The organism is Burkholderia sp. Tr-20390, assembly GCF_017104595.1.
Classification (GTDB): domain Bacteria; phylum Pseudomonadota; class Gammaproteobacteria; order Burkholderiales; family Burkholderiaceae; genus Burkholderia.
Window position 1 is genome coordinate 1 of the sequence record NZ_JAAGPC010000133.1, and the last position, 23,497, is coordinate 23,497.

The window sequence follows — 23,497 nt, forward strand, 5'->3', positions numbered from 1 at the left end:
TAGGAAGCGGGGCCGGATCGGGGCGCGGGACTTGCGAGTTCGCGGCTGCGCGCGCAAGGCTGGCGGTGCTGCCGGTCGTCGGCGGCGGCATCGCGCTGGCCGGCGTGATCGGCGCGGGCGGTGTCGGCATGCTGCGCTGGGGCGCGGCCGGCTTCAACCAGCCCGACGGCGCAACAGGTTCCACGTGCGGGCGCGCAGGCGTGCTGCTGCGCGGCTTCGGCCGCGCCTGCGGGTCGGGTTTCCACAGCGTCGGGCGCGAATACCGGCCGTTCTGGCGGGGCGCCATCGAATTGACGGTATGCGCGGTGGTCGGCTGGACGATGTCGTCGTCGCGATGCAATGCGCTGCGCGGCAGGTCGGCGATGCCGCGCGCTTCGTCGTCACTGACGTCGCGCGCCAGCTTGACGCCGAACGACGTATCGACCCACGCGGCGAACTGCCGCCAGCCGATGCCGGTCAGCCAGGGCAGCCCGGCGAAGAACAGCATGACCATCGCGACCGGCGTACCGATCGGGCCGAGCACGTGGGCGAAGCCTGCCGAGAACGCATGGCCGAGCGCGTTCGTGTCGGGGCCCGACAGCGGGCTCGTCAGCGTGCAGCTTGCCACGAACACCGCGGCGAAGCCGAGCCACAGACGGATCGAGCCGCGGCCGGCAAGCCCGACACCGCCAGGCAGCATCGCCTGCACGAGACGCCAGAAGAGAAGGAGGAACCAGACGGCGGAGATGCCGAACCAGCCGAAGACAACCGTGTGCATGCTTTGAAACAGGAGTGGGGAGGGGCGCGCGTGGCGCGACCCGCCGAGTTTAACCGGCCGGCGAACAAGACTCTAACGCGGCGTGCATCCGATATACGCCGCGCGACGCGTGTGCGCGGCACGCGCGCGTGGCGCGCCACGCGAAGGCGGTCGGTCGGCCTTCGCGCGCGCCGTGCATCAGGGGCTCCGGTGCGTGAAGGTCAACGTTGCGCCGGACGTGGTCACGATCTGCAATTGCTGCGGCTCGCGCATCTGCACACCGGTCTTGTCGACGTGGGCGAGTGCGTCGAGGTACGCGGTTTCGAGCTGGCCGCCGAGCGTATTCGGGCAGGCCATTCGCGTGCCGGCGAGCGGCCCGAAGCTCAACAGGCCGTTCTTGATCGCGTAGGTGCCCATGTAGCGGTTGCAGCCCGAAAACCCGCTGGCGCGCCGGATGCCCGAGTCGGTCGACAGCGCGAGCTTGATCGGCTCGCCGTTGTCGCCGTGCGGGATCGCGCGCTGCGTGCCGTCGGCATTCAGCCAGCTGGTGAGTTCCCAGCTCGTGTCGTCGAGCAACTGGACTGCGGCCGGGTTGTACGGGTCGGGTGCGGGGGCGGCGGAATCGGGGTGGGTCGGCATCGCGCAGGCGGCGAGAAGCGTGGCAAGCGTCAACGCGCAGAGCGGCGCGCGCAACGGACGAAGCAGGCCGGTGCGTGCGCGTGCGGCGGCGGACAGGTGGGACATGAGCCTCGTTCCTCATCGGATTCTGATCAAGGCGTAAGAGTAACGCACCCGCCCCGCGGCAGGCGAGCCGACACTTCACGCGTGAAAACGTTCGCAGCCTGCTCGCGAGCGGCCCGCGGCCGGTTGCCGGCACGGCGAAACGCGCAAAACCGGCGACGTGGCGCGTGTTAACATCGGAGCCGTTTTCGTCCTCCACCAGAAGCGGGTAATCACATGCAGATCGGTCAGCGGCTCGGTACGCCGCTCTCACCCTCGGCCACGCGCGTCATGCTGCTCGGCGCCGGCGAACTCGGCAAGGAAGTCATCATCGCGTTGCAGCGGCTCGGCGTCGAAGTCGTCGCGGTCGACCGCTATCCGGACGCACCGGGCCACCAGGTCGCGCATCGCGCGCACGTGATCGACATGACGGACGCCGCCGCGCTGCGCGCGCTCGTCGAAGCCGAACGCCCGCACCTGATCGTGCCGGAAATCGAGGCGATCGCGACCGACGCGCTCGCGGCGATCGAGGCGGCCGGCCTTGCCGAAGTGATCCCGACCGCGCGCGCGACGCAGCTCACGATGAATCGCGAAGGAATCCGCCGGCTCGCGGCCGAGGAGCTCGGCCTGCCGACTTCGCCGTATGCGTTCGCGGATTCGTTCGAGGCGTTCAGCGCGGCGATCGCGAAGATCGGCATGCCGTGCGTCGTCAAGCCCGTGATGTCGTCGTCGGGCAAGGGGCAGTCGGTCGTGAAGACCGAGGCCGACGTGAAGCCGGCGTGGGACTACGCGATGGCGGGCGGGCGTGTGAACCACGGCCGCGTGATCGTCGAGGGCTTCGTCGATTTCGACTACGAGATCACGCAGCTCACCGTGCGCGCGATCGATCCGGCGACGAACGCCACGCGCACCTATTTCTGCGAGCCGGTCGGCCACGTGCAGGTCGCGGGCGACTACGTCGAATCGTGGCAGCCGCAGCCGATGAGCGCGGTGGCGCTCGAGAAGTCGCGCGAGATCGCGCACAAGGTCACCGAGGCGCTCGGCGGGCGCGGGATGTTCGGCGTCGAGTTGTTCGTGCGCGGCGACGACGTGTGGTTCTCCGAGGTGAGCCCGCGGCCGCACGATACGGGCCTCGTCACGCTCGCGTCGCAGCGTCAGTCGGAATTCGAGCTGCACGCGCGTGCGATTCTCGGGCTGCCGGTTGATCCGGCGCTCGGTACGCCGGCCGCGTCGGCCGTGATCTACGGCGGGCTCGACGAGCGCGGGATCGCGTTCGAGGGCGTGCGCGACGCGCTTGCCGTGCCGGGCGCCGACCTGCGCCTGTTCGGCAAGCCGGAAAGTTTCGCGAAGCGGCGCATGGGCGTCGCGCTGGCGACCGGCGCGACCGTCGACGAAGCCCGCGAACGCGCGAAGCGTGCCGCCGCGGCCGTCCGGCCCGTGTCGGCCCGCTGACGTAATCAGGAGAGGACGATGACGCCGAAGTGGCTGCGTATCGGAAAGCTGGCCGCCGCGCTGGCGCTTGCAGTGAACCTCGCGGGTTGCGGGCTCGCGGCCGCACCGTGCCGGGTGGCCTCGGCCGGGCTCAAGATCGTGCCGCTCGTCGGTCATGTCGCGGCCGCACCGACCGACGCGTGTGCCGACGTCATCGATCCCTGAGCACGCTACCCGACCCGATCGCCAACAATAATCACGCGCCCCGCGAGGGCGCGTTTCCACCCGTCTCGTGAGAGGACCTGCATGATCCGCCAAACCCTCGCCGCGCTCGCGCTCGCCGGCACGGCCGTTTCCGTCGCGCATGCCGCGCAGCTGACCGTCGAAGAGATCGACGCCGATTCGCGCCAGTTCACCGTCTACCAGTGCGCGAACCAGAAGCAGCCGGTGCGCGTGTCGTACTGGCTCGCGGGCAATGGCCAGAGCTTCGCGCTCGTGCCGGTCAACGGGAAGCAGATGCTGTTCGTCGACACGGTGTCGGCGTCGGGCGCGCGCTACCAGGCCGGCCGCTATACGTGGTGGACGAAGGGCAAGGAAGCGACGCTGCGCGACGAGATCGCCGACCAGAGCTCGCCGCCGCTGCTGGGCGACTGCGTACAGGTCGAGAAGAAAAAGAAGAAGGGCTGAGCGCCGGGCGGGAACGTGGATCGTGCTGACGGTGCCGGCCGGCGGCCGGCTCCCGGGCCTGACGGCCGGATACGCGGCCTGGCCGCGGGCGATCGGGGATCAGACCCCTGAAATCATCCGCTGGCCCATCGGGCTAGTCCGATCGGGGCATCCGTCTGCCGCGCGGGCTTGCCCGGGCCTGCCGCGCGAACCGCCGTCGTGGCCGTTCGCCGCGTTGTCACGGACAGATGGCCGCGCAGTGCTACAATACGCCCCTTTCCGCCGGCATTCGCGCCGAACGGAGTCCGCACGGCCTGGCGTCCAGCGTTCACATTGAACCGGTCCCAAGCGCCAGAGCGGCGCCGCGCGGCGCGCCGCGGCTCCGTCTATTTCCGAATTGTGATGAGCGCAGGCCCGGCTGGCCTGACGCACGATGTCCCCGCCGCGCCTTTTGAGCGAAACGCCACCATGTCCGATTCTGTCGCCAAGCCCGTCGACGCAACCTTCGATCAATTCGGCCTTGCCGCCGATATCCTGAAAGCCATTGCGGAGCAGGGCTATACGACGCCGACGCCGATCCAGGCGCAGGCCATTCCGGTCGTGCTCGCCGGCCGCGACGTCATGGGCGCCGCGCAAACGGGCACCGGCAAGACCGCGAGTTTCTCGCTGCCGATCATCCAGCGCCTGCTGCCGCAGGCCAACACGAGCGCGTCTCCGGCGCGTCACCCGGTGCGTGCGCTGATCCTCACGCCGACCCGCGAACTCGCCGACCAGGTTGCCGCGAACGTGCACGCGTATGCGAAGCACACGCCGCTGCGCAGCGCGGTCGTGTTCGGCGGCGTCGACATGAACCCGCAGTCGGCAGAGTTGCGCCGCGGTGTCGAGATCCTGATCGCGACGCCGGGCCGCCTGCTCGACCACGTGCAGCAGAAGACGGCGAACCTCGGCCAGGTGCAGATCCTCGTGCTCGACGAAGCCGACCGGATGCTCGACATGGGCTTCCTGCCCGACCTGCAGCGCATCCTGAACCTGCTGCCGAAGGAACGCCAGACGCTGCTGTTCTCGGCCACCTTCTCGGGCGAAATCAAGAAGCTCGCGTCGACCTACCTGCGTAACCCGCAGACGATCGAAGTCGCGCGCAGCAACTCGACGAACGCGAACGTCACGCAGATCGTCTACGACGTCGCCGAAGGCGACAAGCAGGCGGCCGTCGTGCAGCTGCTGCGCGATCGCGGTCTCAAGCAGGTGATCGTGTTCTGCAACAGCAAGATCGGCGCAAGCCGGCTTGCGCGCAATCTCGAGCGCGACGGCGTGGTCGCGTCGGCGATCCACGGCGACAAGACGCAGATCGAGCGGATGCAGGCGCTCGACGCGTTCAAGCGCGGCGAGATCGAGGCGCTGGTCGCGACCGACGTGGCCGCGCGCGGCCTCGACATCGCCGAACTGCCGGCCGTGATCAACTTCGATCTGCCGTTCAGCGCGGAAGACTACGTGCACCGGATCGGCCGTACCGGCCGTGCGGGTGCGACGGGCGACGCGCTGTCGCTGTGCAGCCCGAACGAGCGCAAGCAGCTCGCCGATATCGAGAAGCTGATCAAGCGTCCGCTCGAAGTGCAGACGCTCGCGCTCGACAAGCCGGCGCGCCATCGTCACGACGAGCGCGGCAACGACCGCGGCGGCGATCGCAACAGCGAGCGCGGTGGCGAGCGCGGCGGTGAACGAGGCGGCCGTCGCGATCGCGACGAGCATCGCGGTGCATCGGGGCGCCGTCCGGGCGGTTCCGAGCGCGGTCATCACCGTCGCCACGAAGCGCCGGTCGACGATTTCTTCCTGAAGCCGTACGAGCCGTCGGCGCCGGCGAAGCAGCAAGACGACGCGCAGCCTGCGCAGCAGCCCGAGAAGAAGGGGCCGAAGCGTCAGGTCGCCGCACTGCTCGGCGGGTTCGGGATGCCGCGCAAGCCGTCGGCGTAAGCCGGGCGGGCGTGACGGCGCAGCGCGCGCTGCTGCAGAAGCGGGTGCATGCGATGAGCATGTGCCCGTTTTTCATTGGGGCTGCGGTTTGATGGGGGAGGCGGGCGCGTGGCGTCGGCGGGGGCGAGACAGTCGGCATCCGGCTTAGGCTCGGTCGCCGCGACATCGGCGCGCTGGCCGTGCGTCAGCCGGCCTGAGGCACGAAGCGCCTCGCCCATGCGGCGGTGGCGGCGGCGTAGAACGTATCGAGGGTCGTGCCTGCGAGCGTGCCGTCGGGCGCGAGGCCCAGGTGCGCGGCCGCGGCCTGCAGCGCCGGCAGCGGATCGTCGCGTTCGAGCGCGGTCGCGCCCGTCTGCTTGCTGAGCTTCTCGCCGTTCGCATCGACGACGACGGGCACGTGCAGGTATTGCGGCGTCGGCACGTCGAGGCAGTGCTGCAGGTGAATCTGGCGAGCGGTCGAGTCGAGCAGGTCGGCGCCGCGCACGACGTGCGTGATGTGCGCATCGGCATCGTCGACGACGACCGCGAGCTGGTAGGCCCATTGGCCGTCCGCGCGCTTCAGCACGAAATCGCCGACTTCGGTCGCGAGGTTCTGCGATTGCGTGTGCTGCCAGCGATCGTCGAACGTGACGATCGCGTCGTCGCCGTCCGGCACGCGCAGCCGCCACGCGCGCGCGGGCTTGCCGTGCAGGCCGGTGCGGCAGGTGCCCGGGTACGCGAGCGTCGTATGGCGCTCGTGCGCGGCGCGCAGCGAATCGGCGATTTCCTTGCGCGTGCAGCCGCACGGATAGACGAGCCCGGCCGCGACGAGCCGTTCGAGCGCGGCCGTATACGCGGCATCGCGCGTGCTTTGCCAGACGGGCGGCTCGTCGGGCGTCATGCCGAAATGCGCGAGCGTCGCGAGGATGTCGTCGGCGGCGCCCGGCACCGTGCGCGGGCCGTCGAGATCCTCGATGCGTACGAGCCATGCGCCGCCGTGTGCGCGTGCGTCGAGCCAGCTCGCGAGTGCACCGACCAGCGACCCGAAATGCAGCGGGCCGGTGGGCGACGGCGCGAAGCGGCCGCGATAGCCGGTCATCGGGGCGCGGGGCAGTGCGCGCTTACGCGGCGCTGGCCGCCGGTGCGCAGGCCGGGCACGACTTGCCGGGCACGTAGCTCGGCGACTGTTGCGCGTCCGGCGTGACGACCGCGCGGCACGCGAAGCACGTGACGTTCTCGGTGGGCTGGAGCTGCGGATTCAGCGCGGTGCGGTAGTCGAACACGAAGCAGTCGCCGTGATAGTGCGCGCCGCCGACTTCCTCGAAGTACTTCAGGATCCCACCTTCGAGCTGGTACACGTTCTCGATGCCGATTTCCTTCATGTGGATCGCGGCTTTCTCGCAGCGGATGCCGCCCGTGCAGAACGACACGACCGTCTTGCCTTCGAGGTCGGCACGGTTCGCGTCGATCACTTCGGGGAATTCGCTGAACTTGTCGATCCGGTAGTCGAGCGCGTCGTCGAACGTGCCGACGTCGACTTCGAACGCGTTGCGCGTGTCGAGCATCACGACCGGGCGGCCCGTGTCGTCGTGGCCGCGATCGAGCCACGTCTTCAGCGTGCGCGCGTCGACGAACGGCGCGCGGCCGAGTTCCGGCTTGATCGCCGGCTTCTTCATCGTGATGATTTCGCGCTTCAGGCGCACGAGCATGCGGCGGAACGGCTGCGAGTCGGACAGGCTCTCCTTGAACTGCAGCGACGCGAACTTGCCCTCGAACAGCGGATCGTGGCGGATGTAAGCGATGAATGCGTCGGCGGCTTCGCGCGTGCCGGCGATGAACAGGTTGATGCCTTCCGGCGCGAGCAGGATCGTGCCGCGCAGGCCGAGTTCGTTGCAGCGGGCGGTGACGAGCGGGCGCCATTGCTCGTTCGCGTCGAGCGACACGAAGTGGTAGGCGGCGAGGTTGACGATGGTCATGATGGTCCGACGGGAAAACGGCCGCACGGCGGCCCGCAAAAAAGGGTGCGAAGCCGGGGCGTGGATTCGAAAAGCCGTATTATCCCGCAAACCGCGCCCGGGCCGGCACCCTGCCGTTTGGCCAGCCGCGCGACGTGCGGTCGCGCGCATCGGCCGAACGGCCAGCGCGGGGATTTTTTGGGCAGCCTGCGCGGCGGGGCGGCTACAATAGCGCCCATGTCAGATCCCCGCTTCGTCCATCTTCGCGTTCACTCCGAATTCTCGATTGCCGACGGCATCGTGCGCATTGACGACATCGTCAAGGCGGCGGCCGCGGACGGTCAGGGCGCGCTCGCGCTCACCGATCTCGGCAACGCATTCGGCCTCGTTCGTTTCTACCAGGAAGCCCGCGGCAAGGGCATCAAGCCGATCGCCGGTTGCGACGTCTGGATCGCCAATCCGGACGACCGCGACAAGCCGTCGCGGCTGCTGCTGCTCGTCAAAGACAAGGTCGGCTACCTGAATCTGTGCGAGCTGCTGTCGAAGGCGTGGCTCACGAACCAGTACCGCGGCCGTGCGGAGCTGGACGCGAGCTGGCTCGACGGCGAGCTCTCGAAAGGGCTGCTCGCGCTGTCGGGCGCGCAACAGGGCGATATCGGGCTCGCGCTTGCCGCGGGCAACGAAGAAGCCGCGCGCCGTCACGCCGAGCGCTGGGCGAAGGTGTTCCCGGGCGGCTTCTACATCGAGCTGCAGCGTTACGGCCAGCCGGGCGCCGAGGCGTACATCCAGCAGGCCGCGACGCTCGCCGCGGCGCTGAAGCTGCCGGTCGTCGCGACGCACCCGACGCAGTTCATGACCGACGACGATTTCACCGCGCACGAGGCGCGCGTGTGTATCTCGGAAGGCGACATCCTCGCGAACCCGCGGCGCCAGAAGCGTTTCACGACCGACCAGTATTTCCGCACGCAGGACGACATGGTCGCGCTGTTCGCCGACCTGCCGTCGGCGATCGCGAACACGGTCGAAATCGCGAAGCGCTGCAACCTGAAGCTCGAGCTCGGCAAGCCGAAACTGCCGCTGTTCCCGACGCCGGACGGCATGTCGCTCGACGACTACCTGGTCCAGCTGTCGAAGGAAGGGCTCGAGACCCGTCTCGCGCAGCTGTATCCGGTCGAGGCCGAGCGCGACGCGCAGCGTGACACGTATTACAAGCGCCTCGAATTCGAGTGCGGGACCATCACGAAGATGGGCTTCCCGGGCTACTTCCTGATCGTCGCGGACTTCATCAACTGGGCGAAGAACAACGGCGTGCCGGTCGGCCCGGGCCGCGGCTCGGGCGCCGGTTCGCTGGTCGCGTACGCGCTCGGCATTACCGACCTCGACCCGCTGCGCTACAACCTGCTGTTCGAGCGCTTCCTGAACCCGGAACGCGTGTCGATGCCCGACTTCGACATCGACTTCTGCCAGCATGGCCGCGACCGCGTGATCCAGTACGTGAAGGAGAAGTACGGCGCGGACGCCGTGTCGCAGATCGCCACGTTCGGCACGATGGCCGCGAAGGCGGCCGTGCGCGACATCGGCCGCGTGCTCGACCTCGGGTACATGTTTACCGACGGCATCGCGAAGCTGATCCCGTTCAAGCCGGGCAAGCACGTGACGATCGCCGATGCGATGAAGGAAGAGCCGCAACTGCAGGAGCGCTACGACCACGAGGACGAGGTGCACCAGCTGCTCGATCTCGCGCAGCGCGTCGAGGGCCTCACGCGTAACGTCGGGATGCACGCGGGCGGCGTGCTGATCGCGCCCGGCAAGCTGACCGATTTCTGCCCGCTGTACACGCAGGGCGACGACGGCGGCGTGGTCAGCCAGTACGACAAGGACGACGTCGAAGCCGTCGGCCTCGTGAAGTTCGACTTTCTGGGCCTCACGACGCTGACGATCCTCGACTGGGCCGAGCGCTACATCCGCCGCCTTGATCCGTCGAAGGCCGACTGGTCGCTCGCGCAGGTGCCGCTCGACGATCCCGCGTCGTTCCAGATCCTGAAGAAGGCCAACACGGTCGCGGTGTTCCAGCTGGAAAGCCGCGGGATGCAGGGCATGCTGAAGGATGCGCAGCCTGATCGCTTCGAGGACATCATCGCGCTCGTGTCGTTGTACCGTCCGGGCCCGATGGACCTGATCCCGAGCTTCTGCGCACGGAAGCATGGCCGCGAGAAGGTCGAGTATCCGGATCCGCGCGTCGAACCCGTCCTGAAAGAGACCTACGGCATCATGGTCTATCAGGAGCAGGTGATGCAGATGGCGCAGATCATCGGCGGCTACTCGCTCGGCGGCGCGGACTTGCTGCGTCGCGCGATGGGCAAGAAGAAGCCCGAGGAGATGGCCAAGCACCGCGAGATCTTCGCCGAGGGTGCGGCGAAGAACGGCCTCACGCGCGAGAAGTCCGACGAGATCTTCGACTTGATGGAGAAGTTCGCGGGCTACGGCTTCAACAAGTCGCACGCGGCCGCCTATGCGCTGCTCGCGTACTACACCGCGTGGCTGAAGGCGCACCATCCGGCCGAATTCATGGCGGCCAACATGACGCTCGCGATGGACGACACCGACAAGGTGAAGATCCTGTTCGACGATTGCGTCGTGAACAACCTCGTCGTGCTGCCGCCCGACATCAACGCTTCGCATTACCGCTTCGAGCCGGTCGCCGAAGCCGACGGCAAGCGCTCGCGCACGATCCGCTACGGCCTCGGCGCGGTGAAGGGCAGCGGCCAGAACGCGATCGAGGAAATCCTGCGCGCCCGCGAGGAAAAGGCGTTCACCGACCTGTTCGACTTCTGCGAGCGGATCGACCGGCGCGTCGTCAACCGCCGCACGGTCGAGGCGCTGATCCGTGCCGGCGCGTTCGATTCGCTGAACACGAACCGTGCGCAGCTGATCGCGTCGGTGCCGCTGGCGATGGAAGCGGCCGACCAGGCCGAGGCGAACGCGATGCAGGCCGGCCTGTTCGACATGGGCGCCGAGTCGCCGCACGCGCATGCGCTCGTCGACGAGCCCGCGTGGGACGACAAGCGCCGCCTGCAGGAAGAGAAGGGCGCGCTCGGCTTCTACCTGTCCGGCCATCTGTTCGACGCGTATCGCGACGAGGTGCGCCGCTTCGTGCGGCAGAAGGTCGGCGACCTGAAGGAAGGGCGCGACAAGCTCGTGGCCGGCATCATCGCGTCGCTGCGCACGCAGATGACCCAGCGCGGCAAGATGCTGATCGCGCTGCTCGACGATGGCTCGGGGCAGTGCGAGATCACGATCTTCAACGAGCAGTTCGAGGCGAACAAGGCGCTGTTCAAGGAAGACGAGCTGCTGATCGTGCAGGGGCAGGCGCGCAACGACGCGTTCACGGGCGGCATCCGCTTCACGGCCGATACCGTGATGGATCTCGAGCGCGCGCGCAGCCGCTATGCGCAGGCCGTCCGGCTGACGATGAACGGCAACGCCGACGCGGCCGCATTGCGCCGCGTGCTCGAGCCGCACGTGTCGAAGGACGATCCGGCGGCAAACGTGGTCGACGCACCGGCGCCGCGCGGCGGCGGGCGCGATGGCGGTCGTCGCCCGCAGGCGCCGCTGCCGAACGGGCTTGCGGTGCAGGTCCACTACAGCAACGCGCGGGCGCAGGGTGAAATGCGCCTCGGCGACGCATGGCGCGTGAAGCCGAGCGACGTGCTGCTCGCGGAGCTGCGCGCGACGTTCGACGGCAGCGTCGTCGAAATCACGTACTGATCGCGCCTACGCCGAACGGCTGTCGCGCCATGCGGCCCGTCGCATCGCCATCGGGCGGTGCGGCGGGCCGTTTTTGCAGGTTCACGCCAGCGGGTCTTGGGCTCGCCATCCGGACGCTATACAATCCGGCGCTAGCCGCACGAACGCGGCGCTGACCGCCGCTTGTCCGGCGGATTGCGCCGGTATCGCGCACATAAGCGGGGGCGGATCCGTGCGGCGAGCCGCGATAGGCGACCAGGCCGTCCCGGAACCGGATGCCGTGAAATGGCTCGTCGCGACGACAAAAACTGACAGTCTCCACATGACCATGGCCAATGTGAACCCGACGCAGCGGATCCTCGTGATCCGGATCGATTTTCTGGGCGACATGCTGTGCACGACGGCGTTTCTCCGCGCGCTGAAGGAGCGCTGGCCCGGCGCGGAACTCCATGTGGTCGCGAACCGCTACAACGCGGCCGCGCTGGACGGAAACCCGGACGTCGACACGATCCACACCTACGTCTATAGCCGACAATGCGAGCGCAACGACCGTCCCGGGCGGATGCGCGCGTTCTTCGACCGGCTGCGGCTGGTACGTCGCCTGCGTCGCTTGCGGTTCGACCTCGTGGTCGTGCCGAACGGCGGCATGCATCGCAGCAGCATGCAGTTCGCGCGCCAGATCGGCGCGAAGGATTGCCGCTGGCACGATGCCGAGACGGAATTCGACGATCGCAAGCCCGAGCATGTCGCCGAGCGGCCGATGTGCCACGAGGCGTTGTCGGGTTTCCGGCTCGTACCCGAACTCGGCCGCGCCGACGTCGACCGCCTCGCGTTGTCGGTTCATCCCGACCGCGCGTTGCAGGACGCGTGGTACCGGCTGCTCGGCGCACGCACGAAGCCGCGCGTCGGGTTGTTCGTCACGAACAAGGCGGTCGAGCGCCGCTGGCCGGCCGATCGTTGGCGCGACCTCGCCGAGCGCCTCGCGCCGCATGCCGACGTGATCGTGTTCCGCGACCCGGCCGTCCGCCATGCCCCCGAGGACGACTCGTGGCGCGACGTGTGCGCGCGCCATGTTGCGCCGTCGTCGGTCGCCGAGCTGGTGGCCGCGGCGAGCCTGCTCGATGTGATCGTCTCCGCCGACAGCGCCCCCGTGCACCTCGCGTCGGCGCTCGGCGTGCCCGTCGCCGCGCTGTTCGAGGACCGTCCCGAGAAATACCTGCGCTGGCATCCGCTCGGTGTGCCGCACGTGATCGTGCGCGCCGGCGCGACCGTCGATGCGATCGGCGTCGACGCGGTCGAGCGTGCGGTGAATCACCTGCTGCCGCAGGCCACCCATCGCGACGAACGGTTGGCCGACGCAGCACACACTCAGCCCGCGGCTGCCGCTGCGGCGCCGGTGATCATGACCATCGCTTCGTAGCGCCGCGGGTATCGCAGGGCACCGCGTACGCCACCGGCGCACGGGTGCGCCTGCCGCGCGGCACCTCGCGAGCGGGGCCGCATCAGGCTGACCGGACGGCCGATTCGCCATGTCGCGCCGGCTGCTGCAAAATCCTGTACATTGCCAGCCTTGTTCAGCCAGCCAGACACACCCGCCGTGGCCCTGTTTTCTTCCGCCCGCCCGCCCAGAACCATCCTCGTTGCCGCGCCGCGCCGTATCGGCGACGTGCTGCTGACGACGCCGCTCGTCCGTTCGCTGAAGGCCCGCTGGCCTGAAGCGCAGATCGACATGCTGGTGTTTCGCGGCACCGAAGGCGTGCTCGAGCACAATCCGGACGTGCGGCGCGTGATCGTCGTCGCGCAACGCGCGGGCTTTCGCGAGCGGCTGCGCGACGCGCTGTCGATGTGGCGCCGCTACGATCTCGCGTGCGCGGCGCTGAGCTCCGACCGGCCGCGCTTCTACAGCTGGTTCGCGGGCCGCAAGCGGGTGGGCCTCGTCGATCCGAACCGCGTGACGTGGCTCACGCGGATGATGCTGAACGGGATCGCGATCAATCACCACGAATCCGCGCATACGGTCGTCAGCACGCTGGCGCTCGCGCCCGTGATCGGCATCGAGCCGGTGCCCGAGGTCGTCGCGCCCGGCATCGGCGACGATCCGGCGCGGCGCGCGCGCTTCGACGCGTGGCTGGCCGAATCGCCGGCGATCCGCGCCGGCAAGCCGTTGGTCGTGCTGCATCCGTATCCGATGTTCCGTTACAAGCAATGGCGGCTCGACGGCTGGGTCGAGATGATCGGCTGGCTGCGCGAGTGCGGCTTCGCGGTCGCGCTGTCGGGCGGCCCGGCGGACAGCGAGCGCGAGTATGCGGAGCAGGTCGCGGCCGAAGCGGGCGGCGACGTACTGAACCTGGTCGGCCGCCTGACGTTCGGCGAAAGCGCCGAACTCGTGCGGCGCGCACGGCTTTTCATCGGGCCCGACACCGGCGCGACGCACGTCGCGGCCGCGACCGGCACCGACACGATCGCGCTGTTCGGCCCGTCCGACCCCGTGCGCTGGGGGCCGTGGCCGCAGCACTGGCCGGCGACCGAGAATCCGTGGCCGCTGCGCGGCTCGGGGCGGCACGGGAACGTATGGCTGCTGCAGGGGGAGGGCGATTGCGTGCCGTGCCGGCACGAGGGCTGCGAGCGCAAGGTCGACAGCCGCAGCGACTGCCTCGTCAATCTCGGTGCGCAGCGCGTGAAAGCAGCGGCGGCCGAGATGCTCGGGCTGAATCCGCCCGGCCCGGCCGAAGCCGTCGTCGATACGTCGCGACTGCACCGCGCCGGATCCGACTGACGCGCGGGCGACGCGCGTTTTCCGCCGGTTTCAGGCGGCTTGTTTGGCGACGCGCCAGCCGCCCGGCTCGTTTCCGTCGAAGCTCGATCGTGAAGAACGCCGCGGTGGCCGAAGCCGGCCGCCGGCGGAGCGCAGGCCGCTGCGCGTTACGCGCTGCGCCGGATCGCCGACGTTTCGCGCGGCAGCGCCTCGGCGCGCTCGCCGCAGCCGAGCAGGATGCCGGCCAGCAGCACGATCAGGTGCCCTTCGGCGAAATCGAGCAGCAGCGAATTCGCGAGACTGCCGATCGCGAAGATCGCGAGCCAGCCGAGCAGCAGATGCCGCGAGCGCGGATCGAGCGTGCGGCTGCCGCGCGCGATCTGCACGATCAGGTTGATGAACAGCAGCAGGCCGAGCGTGCCGAGCTGCACGGCCATCAGCAGGTATTCGTTGTGCGGATTCGACGTGAGCTGGCCTTCGGCCGCCGTCTTGCCGGCCGCGAGCTTCTCGAACTCGACTTGGAGGCCGCCTGCGCCGTAGCCGATCACGGGGCGCTGGCGATACAGCTCGATCCCCTTCTTGTACCACTCGAGCCGCAACCCGGATGACGTGACCGCGTCGCGCTGATGGTATTGCTGCACTTCCGACGTGACCTCCGCGAGGCGGCCGTTGCGCATCGTACCGACCGCAACGACGAGGGCCACGCCGGCCAGCGCGAGCACGCAAGCGGCGAGCCAGGCGCGCAGCGCCGATTGCTTGCGCAACAGGAGCACGAACCGAATGGCGACGACGAGGATCAGCAGCAGCGCGATGACCTGCCCCGTGCGTCCTTGCAGCATCACGAACACGTTGACGAGCGACCAGACGGCCACGCCGGCATATGCTGCGCGCGACAACGCGTTGCGGGTCGACAGCGCGAGATCGGCCGCCTGATAGAACAGCAGCGCGCCGAACATGCCGGACGCAATATGGTTCTTGAACACCCAGGCGCGAGACGTTGGCAGCGCGCTCGCGTGCGCGGGCCCGATCGCGGTCAGGCCGAGATAGTTGGTCGTCGACAGGAGCAGGATCACGCACAGCGTGACGAACCAGCAGCGCCGCACGATCGGCGCCCAGTTCGATTGACGGAAGGCGAGCACGGCAAAGGGTATCAGCAACAGCTTGTCGTATTTCGCGACCCAGTTCCATGCCTTGTCATGCGGCGCGACCGAGTAGGTAACGCTGGCGGCCAGCGCGGCGAGGATCAGCAGCGCCGCGAGCGAGGCCGGGTCGGTGACCAACGAGCGCAGGTTGCGCCAGAATTCGGGCGAGCTGACGAGTGCGACCGCGAACAGCCCGCAGAACACGTTGGTCAGCGCGGTCGAGACGGGCACCATGCAGAGCGCGGCGACGGCGAATGCGCGGGCGGCGGTCAGGCGCCGCGAGGCGGGAGCGGAAAACGAAAGCATCGGAACCTGTCGAATGGACGAATGCGGCTTGCGTACGTCGTGCTGCGCGCCGCGCGCCCCGGCGGGAGATCCGGGACGAACGGCGCAGAGTATACGCGAAGCAGCGCGCGTTTCCGTGTCGTTTTCGGGGCGCGATCAGCTGAACGCGCGCTTGATCCGCGAGCGCAGCAGCGCGCGCTTCAGGCTGCCTTCCACGGCCGGCGTGTCGAGCGCGACGCGCGTGCCCGCCGGCTCGCCGCGATGCAGGTAGTGGCGGTCGAACGTCGCCTGGGTCATGCCCCATTTGTTCAGGAACTGGCGGCGACCATCGTTCTTGACGATCTTGCCCGTGCTCTTCTGCTGGAAGTGGTAGACGAGGCTGTCGCCGACGCCGATGAAGATCCGGCAGCCGGCATCCCAGAATTTCATCGAGAAGTCGTTGTCGCTGCTCATGCCGGGCGACAGCTCGCTGCTGTAGCCGCCGATCCGGTTCCACCAGTCGCGGTGCACGAGCGTCGGCGGCCAGGTCGAGCCCAGCCAGTCTGCCCGCACGAGCTTCGGAGCCGCCGCGACGAGGCCCGCCGCGTCGAAATGTTCGGCGTCGCGGCCGAAATTGCTGACCACGACGCACGGGTTGCGCGTGTCGACCGGCTCGACCATCGTGCCCGACAGCATGAAGAGGTCGGTCGGCATCTGTTCGATGCGGCGCACGAGCGCCGTGTCCCAGCCGGGGCAGCAGAACATGTCGTCGTTCATGTAGACGACGTAGTCGCGCGTGGCGCGCGCGGCGGCCCAGTTCACCGCGTGGCAGATGCCGATGTTGGTCGGCGACGCGGTGTGCTCGATCCCTTCGCTGCGCACCCAGTCGAGCGTGCCGTCCGAGCCGTCGTTGACGTGCACGATGATCTGGTGGTCGTACGCCGAGTGGCGGCGCAGGCTGTCGACGACGAGCTTGAGGTACGGCAGGTTGTTCCAGGTCGGAATGATGATGGAGAACATGGCGGTCGGATTCGGTAGTCGTCGTGGCGGGCGGCGCGTGGCGCCGCCGGTCGGGCGGGCACGCGCGGCGCGGGCAGCCCGGCATTGTAACGCCGGGCCGGCTCCCTGCCGGGCGTGCGCTCAGCGGGCCCGTTCGTGGCCGAGCTTCAGGAAACGGTAGTACACGGTTTCCGCATTGAACACGGCGATCATGAAGCCGGCGCGGCCATCGAGGAAGCCGCGGCGCAGCACGTAGGTGCGCACGAACGCCCAGGCGCCGCGCGCGAGCGCCTTGCCGAAGCCGCCGCGCTGGCCGGCCGCGCGGCGCTGGCGCGCGCCGGCCGTCGAATAGGCGTCGAGCTTGCGCACGACGGTTTCGAAATCCTCGTACGAGTAGTGCATCAGCTTGCCCGACAGCCGCTGCGCGGCGCCGTCGAACACGAGGCGCTCGTGCACGAGATCGTCCGAGAAGCGCGCGGCGCCGCGCCGGAACAGGCGCGGGATCCAGTCCGGATACCAGCCGCTGTGATGAATCCACTGGCCGCAGAAGCTCGACAGGCGGTCGACCGCATAGACCTGCGCGGCCGGCGCGCGGAGCGTGTCGCGGATCGATTGCGCGAGTTCCGGGGTGACGACTTCGTCGGTATCGAGGGACAGGATCCAGTCGGTGTCGAGCGCGTCGAGCGCGCGGTTCTTCTGCGGGCCGAAGCCCGGCCAGTCGCGCTCGACGATCACGCGCGCGCCGTGCGCCTGCGCGATCGCGACGGTATCGTCGGTGCTGCCGCCGTCGATGACGACGACGTCGTCGGCGAACGACAGCGCGGCCAGGCACTGCGCGAGCCGCGCGGACGCGTTGAGGGCGATGAGGGCGACGCCGAGGGAGGGTTCAGCCATGAAATCGTCGGAAAAGGCGGAGAAAACGGTGAGCGGCAGTATACCCGCGGCCCGGGCGCCGCCCGCATCGGCCAGGACCGTGCCGGCGTGGGCGGTGCGGCTATAATGTTGAGCCCTTTTCGGCACCCGCCCGACAGGGCGAATTCCCGGGCGGCCACGTCCGGGCGCCGCTTCGCGGCTCAAGAAGGATTGCCTTGGAAACCCAGAACACTCTTCGCAAACCGATGGACGGCACGGGCACCTCGCCCGTGACGGTCCTCAAGCGCCTGTGGCCGTACATCCGGCCGCTGATCGGCATCGTGGTGCTCGCCGTGATGACGATGGGCGTCGTCGCGGCCACCGAGGCCGGGATCCCGGCGCTGCTCAAGCCGCTGCTCGACCACGGCTTCGGCTCGCACGGCAGCGACCGCGCGAAATGGTACGTGCCGATGGCCGTGATCGGGCTCGCGCTCGTGCGCGGCGTGTCGCAGTACGCGTCGAATTACCTGCTCAACTACGTGTCGAACCGCATTCTGCTGCAACTGCGGCTCGAGATGTTCCAGCGGATGCTGCACACGGGAGCGTCGTTCTTCCAGCGCGAGACGGCGAGCACGGTGATCAACGCGATCGTGTTCGAGGTCAACCAGATCCTGTCGGTGCTGACCGGCGTGATGGTCACGCTCGTGCGCGATTCGCTGACGGTAATCTTCCTGCTCGGCTACCTGTTCTACCTGAACTGGCGGCTCACGCTGATCGTCGCGGTGATCCTGCCGGGCATCGGCTGGCTCGTCAGCAAGATCAACCGCCGCCTGCGCCGCCTGAACCGCGAGCACCAGACGCTGACCAACGAGCTGTCGTACATCGTCGAGGAGACGGTCGGCGGCTACAAGGTCGTCAAGGTGCACAACGGCGAAGCGTACGAGATGGACCGCTTCACGCAGATGAGCAAGCGCCTGCGCGGCTATGCGATGCGCATGACGATCTCCGGCGGCCTCGCGCAGCCGCTCACGCAGTTCCTCGCGTCGATCGCGCTCGCGGTCGTGATCACGATCGCGGTCGTGCAGTCGTCGAACGACCAGACGACGGTCGGCGGCTTCGTCGCGTTCGTCACGTCGATGCTGCTGGTGATCTCGCCGCTCAAGCACCTGATCGACGTCAACCAGCCGCTGCAGCGCGGGATGACGGCCGCCGAACTGATCTTCGGGCTGATCGACGAACCGGCCGAGCCGCAGGGCGGCGGCCGGCCGCTCGCCCAGGCGCGCGGCGACATCGAGTTCCGCAACGTCACGTTCGACTACGGCGCGGCCGAGCGGCCGACGCTCGACCGTATCTCGTTCAAGATCGCGCCCGGTGAAATGATCGCGCTCGCGGGCCCGTCGGGCAGCGGCAAGACGACGCTCGTGAACCTGCTGCCGCGCTTCTTCGACCCGACCGACGGGGCAATCCTGGTCGACGGCGTGCCGGTGGCCGACTACGACCTCCATGCGCTGCGCGGCCAGATGGCGATGGTCAGCCAGGACGTCGTGCTGTTCAACGACACGATCGCCGCGAACGTCGCGTACGGGCAGACGCCCGACCGCGCGCGCGTGCAGGCCGCGCTCGAGGCCGCGAACCTCGCCGATGCGGTCGCCGCGATGCCCGACGGGCTCGACACGCTCGTCGGCGGCAACGGGATGCGGCTGTCCGGCGGCCAGCGCCAGCGGCTCGCGATCGCGCGCGCGATCTACAAGGACGCGCCGATCCTGATCCTCGACGAAGCGACGTCGGCGCTCGACTCGGAATCGGAGCGCCACGTGCAGGCCGCGCTCGAGCGGCTGATGGAAGGCCGCACGACGCTGGTGATCGCGCACCGGCTGTCGACGATCGAGCGCGCGGACCGCATTCTCGTGCTCGAGGCCGGCAAGATCGTCGAGGAGGGCAGCCACGACGAATTGCTGCGCCACGGCGGCCTCTACGCGCACCTGCACCGGATCCAGTACCAGCAGCAGGCGGCGTAACGCGCGGTCATATGCGCGGTCATGTGGCCCCGCGATACCGTGTGCTAGTCTTCATCGGGCAGTCCGAGTGGTTTCGTTCGACGTGACAACACGGAGGGAAGGCACGATGAAGAAGATGCACGGAATGATGCTGGCTGCGCTGATTGCGGCGGGTTTCGCCGCGCCGGCCGCGATGGCGCAGGATCACGACCACCACGACGACCAGGGCGGCCATGGCATGCAGCGCGGCCACGGCCCGAAACACATGCCGCCCGGCCAGATGCGCCATGAGGACGACGTGCCGCCGCGCTGGGCCGACCAGCCGCGCCGCGAATGGCACAAGGGCGACCGGCTTCCGCCCGAGTTCCGCGATCGCCAGTACGTGATCGACGACTGGCGCGGCTATCGCCTGAGCCCGCCGCCGCGCGGCTATCAATGGGTCGGCGTCGGCGGGGATCACCTGCTGGTGCAGATCGGTTCCGGCATCGTGCTGCGGATCGGCAACTGACCTGGCCGATCACCCGGCACGGATCGCGATGCCGCGATGCGCGCCGGGCAACCGGATCAACGCGTCACTTTGCCGCCGCGTGGCGGAACCAGCGGCGCTCGATTTTCGACATCACCCAGCACACGCCCAGCGCACACACGGTGCCGAGCGTCACCTCGCCGAGCCGCATCAGCGGAATGTCCCACAGCGGGCCGTTGCCCGGAAACAGCAGCACGATCGTCGCGGTCACGCCGCCGAGCCGTGCGGCGCTGCCGACGTTCAGGCACCAGCAGCAGACGATCACGACCGCGACGGTAATCGCATACGCGACGAGGCGATCGCCGCCGAGCGCCGCGCCGGCGAAGCCGAGCACGCCGCCGACCATCGCGCCGACGAACTGGTCGCGCGACAGCGACATCGTGTCCGAGTAGTTGTGCTGCGTCACGGCGATCGCGGTGATCGCCGCCCACACGGCCTGCTCGGTGTGCAGCGCGCGGCCGATCACGTACGCGAGGCAGGCGCCGCACACGGCCTGGAGCGCCATCAGCCCGCCTTGGGCGAGCCGCTCGCTGAATGACAGCCCCTTGAACAGGTCGAAGATCGACTGCTGGATCTGCTGGCGGGCTTCGTTGAGTGTCCTGATCGTATCCATCATGCGTTGGCCAAGAAGCGGGTAACGGCGGCGCGCCGGTGTCAGCGCGCCTGTTCGGGCGATGCGGCGGCCGGTTCGTCGGCGGCCGCGTCACCGTTCGCGACGCGCGTTTCGGGCATCACGAGCCAGACCAGCAGCACCGCGAGCGCACCGGCGCCCGCGAGCCCGAAGAAGCTCACGGCGTTGCCGAAGTGATCGGCGACGTAGCCGGCCGCGGCCGTGCTGAGTGTCGCGCCGATCCCGGCCGCGAGCCCGAAGAGCCCGATGCACAGGTTGTAGCGGCCCTTGCCGCCCGCGACGTCAGCCGCGATCAGCGGCAGCATCACGCCGAACACGGCCGCGCTGATGCCGTCGAGCATCTGCACCGGTACCAGCAGGTACGGGCTGCTCACGCCGGCGAACAGCAGCGCGCGCACCGGCAGTGCCGAGAAGCCGAGCAGCAGGATCGGCCGGCGCCCCCAGCGTTGCGCGGAGCGGCCGACCCACGGCGACAGCATCGCGACGATCGCCTGCGGCACGATGATGCACGCGGCGATCACGAGCTGCACGTTCTCGCCCATCCCGGCCGTGACTTCACCGGCCGCGAGGTTCAGCATCGCGGCGTTCGACAGGTGGAACAGCACGACGCACGCCGCGAAGATCAGCATCCGGCGGTCGCGCAGCAGCTCGAGCAGCGTTTCGCGTTCGCCGGCTTCGTCGCGATCGTCGGGCTTCGACGACTGCGGGATCACCTCGTGGGTCGGCTGGATCATCGCGAGCGCGAACAGCGCGGGCAGCGCGAGCACGGCGGTCAGCCAGAACACCGCGCGGGCGGAAAAGTATTCGCCGGTGAGCCCCATCAGGCCCGCCGCGACCGCGCTGCCGATCGACGCCCAGCGCGCGTTGCGGCCGAGCCGGTCGCCGAGGTCGGCGCGGCCGACGAGCGAGAACGAGATCGCGGCCATGGCCGGCACGAGCATGCAGCTCGCGAAGCCGTGGAACACCTCGGCGGCGATCACCGGCACTATCGTCGGGCTCGACGCGAGCAGCACCGCGGACAGGATGATGGCCGCGATCGCCCACGCGGCCGCGCCTTTCTTGTTCTTCAGCGCATCGACGGCCGCGCCGCCCGGCACCTGGCTGACCATCGCGCTGATCGTGCCGATCGACAGCACCATGCCGATCTCGCCCTGCGTCCACTTGTGCGACGCGAGGTAGGACGCGATGAACGGACCGAACCCTGTTTGAACGTTTGCAACGAAGAAGTTGAGCCAGTCGAGGGACCGGAGACTGCGTGCGCTGACGGAATGCTTGATCGTCATCGGGTCGCGCTCGCAGACGAAGCCGGTGCCGGGGCAACGGGCGGGGGGAAAACCGCGACGATCGGCTTGTCGGCCGCGTAGGGCGGCGACGCCTTGATCTGTGCGTCGTTCAGGTCGAGCTGCGGATGCAGCGCCTTGTCGCGCGTGACGAAGCGCAGTGCGCCCCAGCTCGCGGCGATCGAACGGCGATCGGTATTGACGAGGCCGCCGAGGTCGAGCACGACCGCCTGCGGCTGCGATGCGCGGTCGATCAGCACGTCGACGATGCGGCCGATCTTCGTGCCGTTCGGGCGCTCGACGTCGCTGTCGAGCATCGGCAGCCGCGTCGCAGGCGAGGCGGCTGCCGAACCGGACAGCGGCACGGCCTTGGGCCGGGCGGCCGGCGGGAGGTCGCCCGACGGCACGTCGAGCACGATCGGCTCCTGTTTGCCGCCGGGCGTGAAGCGGAACACGTTCCACGGGAAGATGACCTTGCGGTCGCCCACGCCCATGAAGCCCTGCAGGTTCACGATCATCTCGCGCGGCTTGCCGCTCGCGTCGGTCACCATGTCGACCGCGCGGCCGATCACCTTGCCGTTGCGGCGCGCGACTTCGCTGTCGAGCAGCGCATGGATCTGGGTGCGGTCGAGCGGGCGCGTCGCGACGATCGGCGGCGGAGGAGGCGGCGGCGGTGTCGGCGATTCGGGGCGCTGCACGGGCTTCGGCCGCGTGGCTTCGCGGTGCGGCTTCTTCGGCGCTTCCGGTTCCTCCGGGTGCGTCGGCGCGGGCACGGGCGGCATCGTCAGCGGTTCGCCGGCGGTTTCCTCGACGGGCTCGACGAGCGCCTCGCTAATCGGCGCGGGCGGATTCTGCACCGGCAGCAGCCCGCAGCCGGACAGCAGCGTGGCGGCGGCGAGGATCAGGAAAACCGTCGAGGACGGCAACGACTTGCTGCGGGATGCGGGAAACGGAGGTCCGCCGCTCATTGACACTCACTCCATGGGTCGGGGGCGGCCCGGAGGCACGCGGCTGGCGATGGATGGCGGGTGCGGGCGGCGCACCACGCGAGGTGAGATTTTAACGTGTCTTGCTTTCAGGTCCGATTTCGATGGCTGGCTGGAGGCGGACTGTCGGGAAAAGGAAGGGATCGCGGGGTGGGGAAGGGGGTGAATGCTGGCGAAGGCGAAGGCGAAGGCGCCCGATCGTCTGCGACGATGCGGGCGCCGTGCCGGCCTGCTGCTTACTTGACCAGCGCGCCGAGCGTCGTCGTCACGGGGGCGAGCACGCCGCCCGTTTTCGAGAGCGCACCGGTGCCGCTACCGCCCGTCAGTCCCGCGACGGGCGAGCCGCCGGCTGTGCCCGACACCGCTGCCGTCACGGTGCCGACCGCCGACGTGAGCGTACCTGCCGGGTTGCTGCCGCCCGTCGCGCCGCCGAGTGCACCCGTCGACAAGAGCCCCGTGACCGGTGCGAGCGGGCTCGTCGCGGCGCCGCCACCGCCCAGCAGCGCCGTGCCGGCGGTGGCCACCGTGTTGCCGGTCGCGGTGACGACATTGCCGACGCCGGTCGTTACCGGATTCCCGCCGGTTTTCGCGATCGTCGTGCCGGCGTTCGCGATGCCGTTGCCGACCGTCGTCACGAGGTTCGTGAGCGGCGCGCCGAGCGGCGTGCTCGACGCGACGGTCTGCGTGACCGACCCGACCTGCGTCGTGATCGGCGTGATCGCCGAGCTGGCGGCGCCCGCCGCCCACAGGCCGGCAAAGCGCGACTGCGCGCCGGCCGCTTCGTTCGCCGAGGTCGCCGAATAGCCGGCGCCGACCGGCATCCCGTGCAGCAGGCCCGACACGAGGTTCGCGCAGCCGAG

Annotated in this window: 19 protein-coding genes and 1 pseudogene; 9 read left to right on the forward strand and 11 right to left on the reverse strand. The window is 69.1% G+C overall.

Translation table 11 applies throughout. The features are described 5' to 3' along the window. Both G3N98_RS28185 and G3N98_RS28190 read right to left on the reverse strand, forming a co-directional pair. Nucleotides 1–757: pseudogene (locus G3N98_RS28185) on the reverse strand (DNA translocase FtsK); the annotation flags it as partial. 177 nt (nucleotides 758–934) lie between these two features. Continuing rightward, nucleotides 935–1,480 (reverse strand): META domain-containing protein, encoded by a 546-nt coding sequence (locus tag G3N98_RS28190; protein WP_089440712.1) that lies wholly within the window; start codon nucleotides 1,478–1,480, stop codon nucleotides 935–937. A 213-nt stretch (nucleotides 1,481–1,693) separates the two neighbouring features. On the opposite strand from G3N98_RS28190, the gene purT reads away from it, so the two are divergent. The 4 genes from purT (at nucleotide 1,694) to G3N98_RS28210 (ending at nucleotide 5,524) form a co-directional block, all read left to right on the forward strand. Further along, nucleotides 1,694–2,908, forward strand: a complete 1,215-nt coding sequence (gene purT, locus G3N98_RS28195) for a formate-dependent phosphoribosylglycinamide formyltransferase (protein WP_089426023.1) — start codon at nucleotides 1,694–1,696, stop codon at nucleotides 2,906–2,908. An 18-nt stretch (nucleotides 2,909–2,926) separates the two neighbouring features. After that, nucleotides 2,927–3,112: a DUF6726 family protein gene (locus G3N98_RS28200; RefSeq protein ID WP_069248523.1), complete on the forward strand. Its 186-nt coding sequence runs from the start codon at nucleotides 2,927–2,929 to the stop codon at nucleotides 3,110–3,112. A gap of 81 nt (nucleotides 3,113–3,193) precedes the next feature. After that, complete coding sequence (locus tag G3N98_RS28205) at nucleotides 3,194–3,574, forward strand: MliC family protein (RefSeq protein WP_011352779.1); 381 nt, start codon at nucleotides 3,194–3,196, stop codon at nucleotides 3,572–3,574. A gap of 381 nt (nucleotides 3,575–3,955) precedes the next feature. Further along, nucleotides 3,956–5,524, forward strand: a complete 1,569-nt coding sequence (locus tag G3N98_RS28210) for a DEAD/DEAH box helicase (protein WP_089426021.1) — start codon at nucleotides 3,956–3,958, stop codon at nucleotides 5,522–5,524. 184 nt (nucleotides 5,525–5,708) lie between these two features. Here G3N98_RS28210 and gluQRS read toward each other — a convergent pair whose 3' ends face one another. Further along, nucleotides 5,709–6,602: a tRNA glutamyl-Q(34) synthetase GluQRS gene (gene gluQRS, locus G3N98_RS28215; protein ID WP_206149941.1), complete on the reverse strand. Its 894-nt coding sequence runs from the start codon at nucleotides 6,600–6,602 to the stop codon at nucleotides 5,709–5,711. A 22-nt stretch (nucleotides 6,603–6,624) separates the two neighbouring features. Further along, nucleotides 6,625–7,479, reverse strand: a complete 855-nt coding sequence (locus tag G3N98_RS28220) for a sulfurtransferase (RefSeq protein WP_089473320.1) — start codon at nucleotides 7,477–7,479, stop codon at nucleotides 6,625–6,627. A gap of 216 nt (nucleotides 7,480–7,695) precedes the next feature. On the opposite strand from G3N98_RS28220, the gene dnaE reads away from it, so the two are divergent. The 3 genes from dnaE (at nucleotide 7,696) to G3N98_RS28235 (ending at nucleotide 13,981) form a co-directional block, all read left to right on the forward strand. Then, on the forward strand, nucleotides 7,696–11,226 hold the full coding sequence (gene dnaE, locus G3N98_RS28225; protein WP_089473319.1) for a DNA polymerase III subunit alpha: 3,531 nt from the start codon (nucleotides 7,696–7,698) through the stop codon (nucleotides 11,224–11,226). A 307-nt stretch (nucleotides 11,227–11,533) separates the two neighbouring features. Continuing rightward, nucleotides 11,534–12,625: a glycosyltransferase family 9 protein gene (locus G3N98_RS28230; protein ID WP_206149950.1), complete on the forward strand. Its 1,092-nt coding sequence runs from the start codon at nucleotides 11,534–11,536 to the stop codon at nucleotides 12,623–12,625. Nucleotides 12,626–12,802: 177 nt separating this feature from the next. Beyond that, the gene (locus tag G3N98_RS28235; protein WP_206149943.1) at nucleotides 12,803–13,981 is read left to right on the forward strand and encodes a glycosyltransferase family 9 protein; all 1,179 of its coding nucleotides are present in this window, start codon (nucleotides 12,803–12,805) and stop codon (nucleotides 13,979–13,981) included. Nucleotides 13,982–14,127: 146 nt separating this feature from the next. Here G3N98_RS28235 and G3N98_RS28240 read toward each other — a convergent pair whose 3' ends face one another. From G3N98_RS28240 to G3N98_RS28250, 3 genes are all read right to left on the reverse strand, one after another. Continuing rightward, entirely contained in the window at nucleotides 14,128–15,408 is a 1,281-nt protein-coding gene (locus G3N98_RS28240; protein ID WP_206149945.1) for an O-antigen ligase family protein, read from the reverse strand. A gap of 135 nt (nucleotides 15,409–15,543) precedes the next feature. Beyond that, nucleotides 15,544–16,386, reverse strand: a complete 843-nt coding sequence (locus G3N98_RS28245) for a glycosyltransferase (RefSeq protein ID WP_069248514.1) — start codon at nucleotides 16,384–16,386, stop codon at nucleotides 15,544–15,546. A 120-nt stretch (nucleotides 16,387–16,506) separates the two neighbouring features. After that, nucleotides 16,507–17,259: a glycosyltransferase family 2 protein gene (locus G3N98_RS28250; protein WP_089431524.1), complete on the reverse strand. Its 753-nt coding sequence runs from the start codon at nucleotides 17,257–17,259 to the stop codon at nucleotides 16,507–16,509. Nucleotides 17,260–17,483: 224 nt separating this feature from the next. Here G3N98_RS28250 and msbA point away from each other — a divergent pair, with 224 nt between their 5' ends. Both msbA and G3N98_RS28260 read left to right on the forward strand, forming a co-directional pair. Then, on the forward strand, nucleotides 17,484–19,235 hold the full coding sequence (msbA, locus tag G3N98_RS28255) for a lipid A export permease/ATP-binding protein MsbA (protein WP_241026117.1): 1,752 nt from the start codon (nucleotides 17,484–17,486) through the stop codon (nucleotides 19,233–19,235). 106 nt (nucleotides 19,236–19,341) lie between these two features. Continuing rightward, complete coding sequence (locus tag G3N98_RS28260; protein ID WP_089473314.1) at nucleotides 19,342–19,722, forward strand: RcnB family protein; 381 nt, start codon at nucleotides 19,342–19,344, stop codon at nucleotides 19,720–19,722. A gap of 64 nt (nucleotides 19,723–19,786) precedes the next feature. Here the strand turns inward: G3N98_RS28260 and G3N98_RS28265 are convergent, their stop codons facing one another. The 4 genes from G3N98_RS28265 to G3N98_RS28280 form a co-directional block, all read right to left on the reverse strand. Next, complete coding sequence (locus tag G3N98_RS28265) at nucleotides 19,787–20,353, reverse strand: FUSC family protein (RefSeq protein WP_105818711.1); 567 nt, start codon at nucleotides 20,351–20,353, stop codon at nucleotides 19,787–19,789. A gap of 41 nt (nucleotides 20,354–20,394) precedes the next feature. Further along, nucleotides 20,395–21,654 carry an MFS transporter gene (locus tag G3N98_RS28270; protein ID WP_039370460.1) on the reverse strand — a complete coding sequence of 420 codons (1,260 nt, stop codon included), beginning with the start codon at nucleotides 21,652–21,654 and terminating at the stop codon, nucleotides 20,395–20,397. Continuing rightward, nucleotides 21,651–22,619 (reverse strand): PRC-barrel domain-containing protein, encoded by a 969-nt coding sequence (locus tag G3N98_RS28275; protein ID WP_089426009.1) that lies wholly within the window; start codon nucleotides 22,617–22,619, stop codon nucleotides 21,651–21,653. The genes G3N98_RS28270 and G3N98_RS28275 overlap by 4 nt, the downstream gene beginning before the upstream one ends. 254 nt (nucleotides 22,620–22,873) lie before the next feature. Next, a partial coding sequence (locus G3N98_RS28280) for a collagen-like triple helix repeat-containing protein (RefSeq protein ID WP_206149949.1) occupies nucleotides 22,874–23,497 on the reverse strand: 624 nt, incomplete at its 5' end.